Annotated in this window: 9 protein-coding genes; 1 reads left to right on the top strand and 8 read right to left on the bottom strand. The window is 71.3% G+C overall.

Features of this window, described 5'->3' with window-relative positions; translation table 11 throughout:
• Positions 1–65: 65 nt before the first annotated feature.
• From ccsB to hemL, 6 genes are read right to left on the bottom strand one after another with little or no spacing between them, the layout of a single operon-like run.
• The gene (gene ccsB, locus V1634_RS00245; protein ID WP_331205679.1) at positions 66–1,082 is read right to left on the bottom strand and encodes a c-type cytochrome biogenesis protein CcsB; all 1,017 of its coding nucleotides are present in this window, start codon (positions 1,080–1,082) and stop codon (positions 66–68) included.
• Positions 1,082–2,800 carry a cytochrome c biogenesis protein ResB gene (locus tag V1634_RS00240; RefSeq protein ID WP_331205678.1) on the bottom strand — a complete coding sequence of 573 codons (1,719 nt, stop codon included), beginning with the start codon at positions 2,798–2,800 and terminating at the stop codon, positions 1,082–1,084. Before V1634_RS00240 ends, ccsB begins: the two co-directional genes overlap by 1 nt.
• Positions 2,800–3,645, bottom strand: coding sequence for a cytochrome c biogenesis CcdA family protein (locus tag V1634_RS00235; protein ID WP_331205677.1), 846 nt, complete (start codon positions 3,643–3,645; stop codon positions 2,800–2,802). The genes V1634_RS00240 and V1634_RS00235 overlap by 1 nt, the downstream gene beginning before the upstream one ends.
• A gap of 34 nt (positions 3,646–3,679) precedes the next feature.
• Positions 3,680–4,270 (bottom strand): TlpA family protein disulfide reductase, encoded by a 591-nt coding sequence (locus V1634_RS00230; RefSeq protein WP_331205676.1) that lies wholly within the window; start codon positions 4,268–4,270, stop codon positions 3,680–3,682.
• A 1-nt stretch (position 4,271) separates the two neighbouring features.
• On the bottom strand, positions 4,272–4,907 hold the full coding sequence (locus tag V1634_RS00225; RefSeq protein WP_331206081.1) for a histidine phosphatase family protein: 636 nt from the start codon (positions 4,905–4,907) through the stop codon (positions 4,272–4,274).
• 20 nt (positions 4,908–4,927) lie between these two features.
• The gene (gene hemL / locus V1634_RS00220) at positions 4,928–6,262 is read right to left on the bottom strand and encodes a glutamate-1-semialdehyde 2,1-aminomutase (RefSeq protein ID WP_331205675.1); all 1,335 of its coding nucleotides are present in this window, start codon (positions 6,260–6,262) and stop codon (positions 4,928–4,930) included.
• A 200-nt stretch (positions 6,263–6,462) separates the two neighbouring features.
• On the opposite strand from hemL, the gene V1634_RS00215 reads away from it, so the two are divergent.
• Complete coding sequence (locus V1634_RS00215; protein ID WP_331205674.1) at positions 6,463–6,798, top strand: STAS domain-containing protein; 336 nt, start codon at positions 6,463–6,465, stop codon at positions 6,796–6,798.
• A 28-nt stretch (positions 6,799–6,826) separates the two neighbouring features.
• Here V1634_RS00215 and V1634_RS00210 read toward each other — a convergent pair whose 3' ends face one another.
• Both V1634_RS00210 and V1634_RS00205 read right to left on the bottom strand, forming a co-directional pair.
• Positions 6,827–7,381 (bottom strand): response regulator, encoded by a 555-nt coding sequence (locus V1634_RS00210; protein WP_331205673.1) that lies wholly within the window; start codon positions 7,379–7,381, stop codon positions 6,827–6,829.
• A 33-nt stretch (positions 7,382–7,414) separates the two neighbouring features.
• Positions 7,415–11,794: a hybrid sensor histidine kinase/response regulator gene (locus V1634_RS00205; protein ID WP_331205672.1), complete on the bottom strand. Its 4,380-nt coding sequence runs from the start codon at positions 11,792–11,794 to the stop codon at positions 7,415–7,417.
• Positions 11,795–11,835 lie beyond the last annotated feature (41 nt).

Here is an 11,835-nt window from a genome sequence, read left to right as displayed (position 1 = left end):
TCTTTCACGCCTCGCTTATATAAGTCAAGGCTGAAGATAGTCGCCCCGCGGAGGAGTCGGAGGGATCAGTCGAGACCGCCGTACGAGTGCAGGCCCTCGAAGAAGATGTTCACGCCGTACAGGTTCATCTGCATGGTCAGGAAGCCGAGCACGGCGATCCAGGTCGCCACCGGGCGCTTCACGCTCGGCGTCGCCCTGGCGTGCAGGTAACCGGCGTAGACCACCCAGGAGATGAAGGCCCAGATCTCCTTCGGGTCCCAGCCCCAGTACCGGCCCCAGGCCGCCTCGGCCCAGACCGCACCCGCCATCACCGCGAAGGTGAAGATCGGGAAGGCGAACGCGTGCAGCCGGAAGGTCAACCGCTCCAGCGTGTCGGCGGCCGGCACCCGCGCCCCCAGGCTGTACGGGAAACTCCGCCTGCCCTGGTCGTAGCCGTGCCGGATCAGGTACATCACCGCCGGCACCGCGCCGAGCAGCAGGATGCCGGAGGAGACCGCGATCGTCGCCACGTGCACCACGAACCAGTACGAGTCGAGCGCCGGCACCAGCGGCACGATCGGCACGTAGAGCACCAGCCCGGCCACCGCCAGCAGCAGCACCATGGCCAGCGCGACGAAGAGCCCGAGATGCCGCAGCGTCGAACGCCGGTAGAGCAGCACCAGCCAGCCGACCACCCCGACGAAGGTGACCGAGAGCAGGTACTCGTACATGTTGCCCCACGGCATGCGCTCGGCGGCGATGCCCCGGGTGACCAGCACCGCGAGGTGGACCACGGCGGCGAGCGCGGTGAGCGCGACGGCGGCCCGCCCGGCCAGCACCGCCCGCGCCCCGCCGGTCGGCACCGGCAGGTCGGCGCCGGGCAGCTTCGTCCCGGCGACCGGGCCGCCCGGCTCGTCGGCCGGACCGGACCCACCGGCCGCGCCGACCCCGGCCCCGACCAGCACTCGTGCGCGTTCCGGTCGCGCCGCCGCCCGGCCGATCACACTGCGGGTGCCGAAGGCGTACTCGACGGCGTGGCAGATCATCGCCAGCAGGTAGCCCAGGATCGCGACCACCAGGAGTTGGTCGGACAGCGCGGCCATCAGTCGGTCTCCTCTTCCGTCGCACCGTCGGATCGCGCCCGCTCGGGATGCGTTCCGTCGTCCCGTGCCCCGTCGGATCGCACGGCGGCGACGAGCCGGTCGAACTCGTCGGCGAACCCCGCGTACTCGGTACGCGGCAGGCCACCGACCTCCACCAAACTACTACGACCCGTCGTGGTCGCGTCGGCTGGTGCCGGAGAAACCCGGAACCAGACCCGGCGCCGCCGGCCGAAGAGCGACGGCATCAGCCCGAGCAACAGCAGTACCGAGCTGACCAGCACGATCCGTTCGCCCGGGTCGGAGCGGACCGAGATGGTGACGTACTGGCGGGTGCCGACGAACTCCACCGACGTACCGTCGTCGAGCGTCCACTTCTCACCCGGGCGCAGCAGCTTGCCCTCGCCGAGCTGCTTGAGCTTGCCGCTGTTCACCTGGCGCTGGTCGAGCCGGTAGATCGAACCCGGGACCCCGGCGTCCAGCCCGAGGTTGCCCCGGTAGGCGAAGAGCATCACCGCCGGGGACCGCTCCGCCGGGTACGTCGAGCGGACGAACGGCGGCGCCTCCGGCGCGGTCGGCAGGTAGAGCCCCTCGAAGGCGACCTGGAGGTCGGGGTTGCGCGCCCCGGTCACCGGGTCGAGGTTGACGTCCGGAAACGCCGCCACGCCCTCGCTGGTCAGGTTGCCGTCGATGGTCAGGAACGCCTCGTCGCTCTCCTGCGTCTCGCCGCTGCGGTCGGTGTAGCGCAGGATCGGCGCGTAGCCGTGCCCGAGCAGGTAGACACTGGCCCCGTCCAGCCGCAGCGGGTCGTTGACCGAGAAACTCGCCCGGTACGGCGCCCGGTCGCCCTGCTCCACCAGCGTCGTCGCCCGGAACGACGACGGCTGCCCGGTCGGCAGGAAGGTCGCCGAGAAGTCGGTCAACTCCAGGCAGAACGGCGGCAGGTCACTGCCGTCCACCCGGTGCCCGAGCTTGGACTCGCTGTACTGCTGGAGCGTGTTGCAGAACGAGTTGTCCGGGCCGGCGACCAGCAGCCGGTTGCCGTGCCAGCCGTACCAGGAGCCGAGGCCGATGCCGAGCAGCACCCCGAGCAGCGACAGGTGGAAGAGCAGGTTGCCGGTCTCCTTGAGGAAGCCCTTCTCCGCCGACACGGTGCCGCCGCGGACCACCACCCGCCAGCGCCGCCTGCGCAGCACCGCCGCGATCCGGGCCGGGTCCGCGTCGGAGTCGGTCAGCACGACATGCCGGGGCAGCCGGTCCAGCCGCTTCGGCGCGGGCGGCGGGGCGGCGCGAAGTGCGCGGACGTGGTCGCGCAGCCGGGGCACGATGCAGCCGACCAGCGAGGTGAACAGGAGTACGTAGATCGCCGAGAACCACGGCGAGGCGTACACGTCGAAGCCGCCCAGCCGGTCCAGGATCGGGAAGAGATCGGGATGCTCGACGGCGTACCGGTTGACGTTCTCGATGTTGATGTTGCGCTGCGGCAGCACGGAGCCGGGAATCGCGGCCAGGGCCAGCAGGAAGAGCAGCATCAACGCCGTACGCATGCTGGTGAGCTGCCGCCACGAGTTGCGCAGCAGGGCCAGCGGCAGCGGGCTACGGCGTACCCGGGGCGGTTGGTCGTCCCCGGTCGGGCCGGCGGCCGCCGGCGGCTCGGCCTGTGCGACGCCGGCCTGCGCGGCACCCGGTCCGGTCACGGTCTCCCGCTCCTCGGTCGACATCAGATGCCCACCTCGCCGACCCCGAACGTGGTCTGCAACCAGATGACCAGGTCCTGCCAGCCGCCGGTGACCAGGGCCAACCCGATCACGATCAGCAGTGCCCCGCCGACCCGGGTGACCCAGCGGCTGTTCCGGCGCACCGCCCGGAAGAGTCCGAGCAGCCGGGAGAAGCCGAGCCCGAAGACCACGAACGGCAGCCCCAGCCCCAGGCAGTATGCGGCGGCGAGCAGCGCGGCCCGGTCGGCCTGGCCGCTCGCGGTGCCCATCCCGATCACCGCGCCGAGGGTCGGGCCGACGCAGGGTACCCAGGAGAGCGCGAAGACCGCCCCGAAGACCGGGGCGCCGAGCAGGCCGGCGGCGGGCAGCCGGCGGATCCGGAACTCCCGCTGCGTCCCGGGGACCAGCCCCAGGTAGGAGAGGCCCAACAGCATGACCACGATGCCGATGCCGATCTCCAGCGGTCGCTTCTGCGCGAAGAGCGCCTGGCCGACGGCGGTGACCAGTACCGCGGTCAGGGTGAAGACGACGGTGAAGCCGGCGATGAACAGCAGCGTGCCGGCGAGCACCCGGCCCCGGACCGCCCGGGGCGTCCGGGCCGGCCGGGTCGCCACCGCCACCCCGCCGCCGTCGGCCGGCGCGGCGCCCGGTCCGTCGGGGGCGCGGTCGGTCGCGGCCCGGCGCTGCTCCAGGTCGCTGCCGGCCAGCCCGGTCACGTACGACAGGTAGCCGGGAACCAGCGGCAGTACGCACGGCGAGAGGAAGCTGACCAGGCCGGCCAGCGCGGCCGCCCCGATCGCCAGCAGCAGCGGCCCGCTCTCGGCCAGCTCGGCGAAGGTCTCGCCCATCAGCCCGACCCGCCGGTAATCGTTCGCCCGGCCATCAGTTCGGCCCGCCCGGCGGCTGCTCGTCGGCCACCCGGGCGACGATCGGCTCCAGCGTGGCCCGGGTGACGCCGGAGCGGATCACCACGGCGATCCGGCTCTCCCGGTCGAGGACGATGGTCGCCGGGATCGAGTTCGGCGGGATGTCGAAGGCCAGCGCCAACCGGCTCGGCGGGTCGAAGAGGCTCGGATAGCTGACCTTGTAGGCCGCCTCGAAGCCCTTCGCCTTGTCCCGCCCGTCCTGGATGTTGATGCCGAGGAAACGCACGCCCCGGTCCCTGGTCGCCTGGTAGGTCTCCTCCAGGTCGTTCGCCTCGGCCCGGCACGGGGCACACCAGGAGCCCCAGAAGTTGACCACCACCACCTGGTCCCGTTCCTGCGCCAGGTCGTACGTCCCGCCGTCCAGCAGCTCGCCGGAGACCGCCGGGGCCGCCGGGCGGTGCTCCGGCGCGCACTCGACGATGCCGTCCCTGGTCGTGCAGTCGTCCTTCCAGTCGCCGTCGCCGCCGCCCGAGCAGCCGGCCAGGGCCAGCGTCACGGCGACGGCGAGCAGTGCGCCGGGGCCGGCGACCCGCCGGGGGCGACTCATCTCATGCCCCCTTGGCCGTCCGGGCCGTCGGCGACATGGCGACCAGGTGCGCGGCCGGCTCGGTGTAGCCGATACCGACGATCTTGGCGCCGTCGAAGTGGAACGAGGTCAGGCTGGCCAGCCCGCACTGCCGCTTGCGCGGATCGTGCCAGAGCCGCTTGTGCTCGACGTACCGGCGCAGGGTCCAGATCGGAAGCTGGTGCGAGACGCAGACCGCCTCCCGCCCCTCGGCGGCGATCCGGGCCGCGTGCAGGGCCCCGAACATCCGCTCGGCGATCGCCGTGTACGCCTCGCCCCAGGACGGGGTGACCGGGTCACGCAGCACCCACCAGTTGCGCGGGTCCCGGAACGAGCCGTCGCCCGGCGAGACCCGCTTCCCCTCGAACCAGTTGGCGCTCTCGATCAGCCGCTCGTCGACCCCGACCGGCAGCCCGAACTGCGCGGCGATCGGCTCCGCCGTCTGCTGGGCCCGCTCCAGCGGACTCGCCACCACGTGCGTGACGTTCCGCTCGGCGAGCGCCTGTGCCGCCGCCTTCGCCATCTGCACGCCCAGCTCGGAGAGGCGGTATCCGGGCAGCCGGCCGTAGAGGATCTTCTCCGGGTTGTACACCTCACCGTGCCGGAGCACGTGCACCACCGTTGTGCTGCCCACGTTCCCTACCCCCCGTGACCGGCCGCCGCAGCCTGCGCCGCGACCGGCAACACCGCCGCGACCTGCTCCAGCGCGGCGTCGTCCAGCGCCGTCGACACGAACCACGACTCGAAGGAGCTGGGCGGCAGGTAGACCCCGCCGGCCAGCATCGCGTGGAAGAACGCCCGGAACGCCGCGACGTCCTGGGTCCGCGCGGTGTCGTAGTCGTAGACGTCCGCGTCGGTGAAGAAGACCGAGAACATGTTCCCGGCGTACGAGAGCCGGTGCGGCACCCCGGCGGCGGCCAGCGCGTCGCTCGCCAGCTTGCCCACGGTGGCGGCCGTGGAGTCGAGCCGCTGGTAGGTCGTCGCGTCGGCCAGCCGCAGCGAGGCCAGCCCGGCCGCGGTGGCCAGCGGGTTACCGGAGAGCGTGCCGGCCTGGTAGACCGGGCCGGCCGGGGCGAGCCGCCCCATCACCTCGGCGCGGCCGCCGAACGCCGCCGCCGGCAGCCCGCCACCCATCACCTTGCCGAAGGTGTAGAGGTCGGCGTCGACCGGATCGAGCCCCGCCCAGCCGCCCGCCGAGACCCGGAAACCGGTCATCACCTCGTCGACGATCAGCAGCGCGCCGTGTGCGTGCGCGATCCGGGCCAGCGCCTGGTTGAACCCGTCCCGGGGCGCCACCACGCCCATGTTCCCGGGCGCGGCCTCGGTGATGATCGCGGCGATCTCCGACCCCTGGGCCGCGAAGACCGCCTCGACCGCCGCCACGTCGTTGTACGGCAGCACCACCGTCTCACTCGCCGCCGCCCCGGTGACCCCGGGCGAGTCCGGCAGGCCGAGCGTGGCGACCCCGGACCCGGCCGAGGCGAGCAGCGCGTCGACGTGCCCGTGGTAGCAGCCGGCGAACTTGACGATCCGGCCCCGCCCGGTGAAGCCGCGGGCCAGCCGGATCGCCGACATCGTCGCCTCGGTCCCCGAGTTGACCAGCCGGACCTGCTCGACCGGGGTACGGGCGACGATCTCGGCGGCCAGCTCGACCTCGGCCTCGGTCGGGGCGCCGAAACTCGTCCCGTACGCGGCGGCGGCCTGCACCGCCGCCACCACCTCGGGGTGGGCGTGCCCGTGGATCAGCGGCCCCCACGAGCAGACCAGGTCGACGTAGCGTCGCCCGTCCGCGTCGAAGAGCCACGCCCCCTCGCCCCTGGTCATGAACCGCGGCGTGCCGCCGACGGCCAGGAACGCGCGCACGGGAGAATTCACCCCGCCCGGCACGAGGGTGCGGGCGCGGTCGAACAGGGCCTGGGAGGCCGGTGCCGCAGCCGGGTAGCGACCGGGGCCGGCGGGGTACGTCTCACTCACGGTTTCGCCATTCTGTCAGCGCTACCTGTGGGTCCGGCACCCACCCCTCGGGCCGTCGTCCACGTCACGCCCGGACGCCGACCCGACCACCTCCACCGGCACGGTGGCGGCGCCGCGCCCGGCACCGGGTACCCGGGCCGGGCGGCGGGGCGGATCGCCATCGACAGGCCGGTTCGGGTAGGTCGCGATAGGCTGATCGGGTGAACCGGGCGGACCTGACCATCGGCGTGCAGCGCGGCACCGAGGAGGTGACGCTGGTCCTCGCCGGCGAGATCGACATGCTCACCGCCGCCAGGCTGTCCAGCGTCGTCAACGAGGTACTCGGCGACGCGCCGTCCCGAATCGTGCTGGATATGGCAGACGTCACGTTCTGTGACTCGCAGGGCCTCGGCACCCTGGTCGTACTCAGCCGCAAGGCCAGTCACGCGCAGAGTCTGCTGGTGCTGACCAACGTCGGCGACTTCCTGCTCCGGGTGCTGGACATCACCGGCCTGCGCTCCGCCCTGATGATCCGCAACGAACAGGCCACCGGCTGACCCGTCGGGGCCGGGGGCGCCGCACCGGTCAGGCCACCGCACCCCAGCGCGCCTGCTCCAGCACCTCCACCGCCCGGTCCCGACCCTCCGGGTCGTCCGAGCGGAGCAGCGCCACCGCGTCGTCCACCGCCTCGGTCATCGTCCGCCACTGGTTGTCCCGTTCCCGGACCAGCTCGGACTGGGCGGCGAGTTGCCGGGTCTTCACCCACAGCTCGACGAAGACCGAGACCTTCGCCCGGAGTACCCACGGGTCGAACGGCTTGGTCAGGTAGTCGACCGCGCCGACGGCGTACCCGCGCAGCGCGAGCTGGGCGTCCCGGTCGGCGGCGGTGAGGAAGATGATCGGCACGTGCCGGGTACGCTCCCGCCGCTTGATGTGGCTGGCGGTCTCGAAACCGTCCATCTCCGGCATCTGGGCGTCGAGCAGGATCACCGCGAAGTCCTCCACCAGGAGCTGCTTCAGCGCCGCCTCGCCGCTCTCCACCGCGACCGCCTGAACGGGAAGCCCCTGGAGGATCGCCTCGAGCGCCATCAGGTTCTCCCGCCGGTCGTCGACCAGCAGGGCTTTGGCCAGCTCGCTCACCCGATCGTCCCCTCGCCGCGGATCATTCCGGTATCACCTGCGGTCACCCTCGACCTCCCGTCCGCCCCCGTTGACCCAGGAGGCCATCAGCTCGATCAACTCGTCCAGGTCCACCGGCTTGGTGATGTAGTCGCTCGCACCGGCACCGAGCGCCGACTCGCGGTCTCCCGGCATCGCCTTGGCGGTCAGGAAGACCACCGGCAGGTCGGTGAAGCGGTGGTTGCGGCGGATCGCCCGGGTCGTCTCGTAACCGTCCTGGTCCGGCATCATCGCGTCCATCAGGACGATGTCCACCTCCGGATGCTCGGCGAGCAGGCGTACCCCGTCCACCCCGTTGTCCGAGTAGAGCACGGTCATGCCGTGCAGTTCCAACGCGCTGGTCAGGGCGAAGACGTTGCGGACGTCGTCGTCGATGATCAGCACGGTGGCGCCGTCGAGCTGCCGGGCCGCCGGGGTGATCGGCCGGTCCGGCTCGCTCTGGTTGCGCAGCATCGCCGGCAGCCCGCCCCGGGGCGTCTGCATCGGCGGTACCGGCACCGGGGCGACCACCGCATCCGGCGCCAGCACGTCCGGTACGAAGAGGGTGAACGTCGAGCCCTGCCCCGGCGCCGACGAGACCGTGATCGTTCCGCCGATCAGGCGGGCCAGGTCGCGGCTGATCGACAGCCCCAGCCCGGTGCCGCCGTACCGCCGGCTGGTGGTCCCGTCGGCCTGCTGGAACGCCTCGAAGATCAGCCCGAGCTTGTCGTCCGAGATGCCGATGCCGGTGTCGATGACGGTGAACGCCACCACCTGGTGCGCGGTCGCCAGTGCCGGTACGTCGAAGAACGCCCCCTCCGGCGCCGGACCGATCCGCAGCGTCACCGCCCCGTTGTCGGTGAACTTGACCGCGTTGGAGAGCAGGTTGCGCAGGATCTGCTGCAACCGCTGTGCGTCGGTGACCAGGGTCGCCGGCAGTTCCTTGGAGATGCGTACCTGGAAGTCCAGGCCCTGCTCCTCGGCCTGTGGCGCGAACGCCTGCTCGACGTAGCTGCGGATCTCGGAGAAGCGCACCTCGGTCGGCTCGACGTCCATCCGGCCCGCCTCGATCTTGGACAGGTCGAGGATGTCGTCGATCAGCGAGAGCAGGTCGGAGCCGGCACTGTGGATGGTGCGGGCGAACTCGATCTGCTTCTCGGTGAGGTTGTGCTCCGAGTTGTCGGCGAGCAGCCGGGCCAGCAGCAGCAGCGAGTTGAGCGGTGTACGCAACTCGTGGCTCATGTTGGCCAGGAACTCCGACTTGTACGCCGAGGCTCGGGCCAACTGCTGCGCCTTGTCCTCCAGACCGATCCGGGCCAGTTCGATCTCCCGGTTCTTCGTCTCGATGTTGCCCTTCTGCTCGGAGAGCAGTTGCGCCTTGTCCTCCAGTTCGGCGTTGGTGCGCTGGAGTTCGGCGGACTGTTCCTGGAGTTCGTGGGCGAGCCGCTGGGACTGCGAGAGCAGTTCCTCGGTACGCCGGTTGGCCTGGATGGTGTTCACCGCGATGCCGATGGTGAGGACCAGCCGCTCCAGGAAGGCCAGGTGCAGGTCGGAGAAGGGCGAGACGCTGGCGAACTCGATGACGCCGAGCAGTTCCCCCTCGAAGAGCACCGGCAGCACGACCAGGTCGGCCGGTGGTGTGGCGGCGAGTCCGGACCGGACCGTCAGGCTGCCGTTCGGCGGGGCGCCGACCCGGATCGTCCGCCGGGAGAGCGCGGCCTGCCCGACCAGCCCTTCGCCGGGGCCGAACGTCACGTCGTGGTGCCGGGCGACGTAGCCGTACGACGCGGTGAGCCGCAGCCGCATCACCGCTTCGTCGGTGTCGGCGAGGAAGAAGGCGCCGAGCTGCGCGTCGACCAGCGGGGTCACCTCGGTCATGATCATGCGGCAGACCTCGCCGAGGTCGCGCTGCCCCTGGAGCAGGCCGCCGATCCGGGCCAGGTTGGAGTCGAGCCAGCCCTGTTCGGCGTTCTTCTTGGTGGTCTCCCGGAGCGTGACGATCATCTGGTTGATGTTGTCCTTCAGCTCCGCGACCTCGCCCTGCGCCTGTACGGCGATCCGCTGGGTCAGGTCACCGGTGGTCACCGCCGTGGAGACCTGGGCGATCGCCCGGAGCTGGGTGGTCAGCGTGGCGGCGAGCTGGTTGACGTTCTCGGTGATGTCCCGCCAGGTACCGGAGACGCCCTTGACCTGCGCCTGACCGCCGAGCTTGCCCTCGACGCCGACCTCCCGGCCGACCCGGGTCAGCTCGTGGGCGAACGACGAGAGCTGGTCCACCATCGTGTTGACGGTGCCCTTCAGCTCCAGGATCTCGCCCCGAGCGTCGACGGTGACCTTCTGCGACAGGTCGCCCCGGGCCACCGCCGTGGTGACCGAGGCGATGTTGCGGACCTGGGCGGTCAGGTTCGACGCCATCGAGTTCACGTTGTCGGTCAGGTCCCGCCAGGTGCCGGAGACCCCCTTCACCTGGGCCTGGCCGCCGAGCTTGCCCTCGGTGCCGACCTCCCGGGCGACCCGGGTCACCTCGTCGGCGAACGACGAGAGCTGGTCGACCATCGTGTTCACGGTCTGCTTGAGTTCCAGGATCTCGCCCTGCGCGTCGACGGTGATCTTCTGGCTCAGGTCGCCCCGGGCCACCGCCGTCGACACCTGGGCGATGTTCCGGACCTGGGCGGTCAGGTTCGACGCCATCGAGTTCACGTTGTCGGTCAGGTCCCGCCAGGTGCCGGCCACGCCGCGCACCTGGGCCTGGCCGCCGAGCTTGCCCTCGGTGCCGACCTCCCGGGCCACCCGGGTCACCTCGTCGGCGAACGACGAGAGCTGGTCCACCATCGTGTTCACGGTCGACTTCAGTTCCAGGATCTCGCCCCGGGCGTCGACGGTGATCTTCTGCGACAGGTCGCCCTTCGCCACCGCCGTGGTCACCGAGGCGATGTTGCGGACCTGGGCGGTCAGGTTCGACGCCATCGAGTTCACGTTGTCGGTCAGGTCCCGCCAGGTGCCGGAGACCCCCTTCACCTCGGCCTGGCCGCCGAGCTTGCCCTCGGTGCCCACCTCCCGGGCCACCCGGGTCACCTCGTCGGCGAACGACGAGAGCTGGTCCACCATCGTGTTCACCGTCGACTTCAGCTCCAGGATCTCGCCCTGCGCGTCCACGGTGATCTTCTGCGACAGGTCGCCCTTCGCCACCGCGGTGGAGACCTGGGAGATGTTCCGGACCTGCGAGGTCAGGTTGCCGGCGAGCTGGTTGACGTTCTCGGTCAGCGCCCGCCAGGTGCCGGAGACGCCGCGTACCTGGGCCTGGCCGCCGAGCTTGCCCTCGATGCCGACCTCCCGGGCCACCCGGGTCACCTCGTCGGCGAACGACGAGAGCTGGTCCACCATCGTGTTGACGGTGTCCTTCAGCTCCAGGATCTCGCCCTGCGCGGCCACCGTGATCTTCTGGCTGAGGTCGCCCCGGGCCACCGCCGTCGACACCTGGGCGATGTTCCGGACCTGGGCGGTCAGGTTCGACGCCATCGAGTTGACGCTGTCGGTGAGGTCCTTCCAGGTGCCGGCGACGTTCGGCACGTCCGCCTGGCCGCCGAGCTTGCCCTCGGTGCCGACCTCCCGGGCCACCCGGGTCACCTGCTCGGCGAAGAGCCGCAGCGTGTCGGTCAGTCCGTTGATGGTGTGCGCCAGCTCGGCGACCTCGCCCTTGGCCGAGACGGTGATCTTCTGCGACAGGTCGCCCTTGGCCATCGCCGTGGTCACCTGCGAGATCGACCGCACCTGGTAGGTCAGGTTCGACGCCATGGTGTTCACCGAGTCGGTGAGGTCCTTCCAGGTGCCGGCGACGCCGCGTACGTCGGCCTGGCCGCCCAGTTCGCCCTCGGTGCCCACCTCCCGGGCCACCCGGGTCACCTCGTTGGAGAAGGACGAGAGCTGGTCGACCATCGTGTTCACCGTGCGGCCGATCCGCAGGTATTCACCGCGCAGCGGGCGACCGTCGATCTCCAGCGCCATGTGCTGGGAGAGGTCGCCGTCGGCCACCGCCACGATGACCCGGGCGATCTCGGTGGTCGGCCGGCCGAGGTCGTCGATGAGCGAGTTGATCGCCCGCTGCCCCTCGGCCCAGGCGCCGTCCAGCCCCTCCTCGTCCAGCCGCTCGGTGAGCCGGCCGTCCCGACCGACGATCCGGCTGATCCGTCGCAGGTCCAGGTGCTGCCGCTCCTGCACCGACACCACCTCGTTGAAGGCGTCGGCCACCTCGCCCGCGACGCCCGCCCGGCGCGGCAGCCGTACCTTCAGATCGCCGCGACGGACCCGCCGCAACGCCTCGGCGAGCTCGCTGAGCAGCACCGCGTCCTCGGCGGTGGACCGCTCCTCGGCAGAGATCTGTTTCGCCGTGGTCATCGTTCCTCGCTCAGGGTTCGAAGGAGGTGGGCCGGTCCGGC

It is taken from the genome of Plantactinospora veratri (genome assembly GCF_036421995.1).
GTDB lineage: Bacteria > Actinomycetota > Actinomycetes > Mycobacteriales > Micromonosporaceae > Plantactinospora > Plantactinospora veratri.
This window is presented reverse-complemented; position numbering and strand designations above follow the sequence as displayed.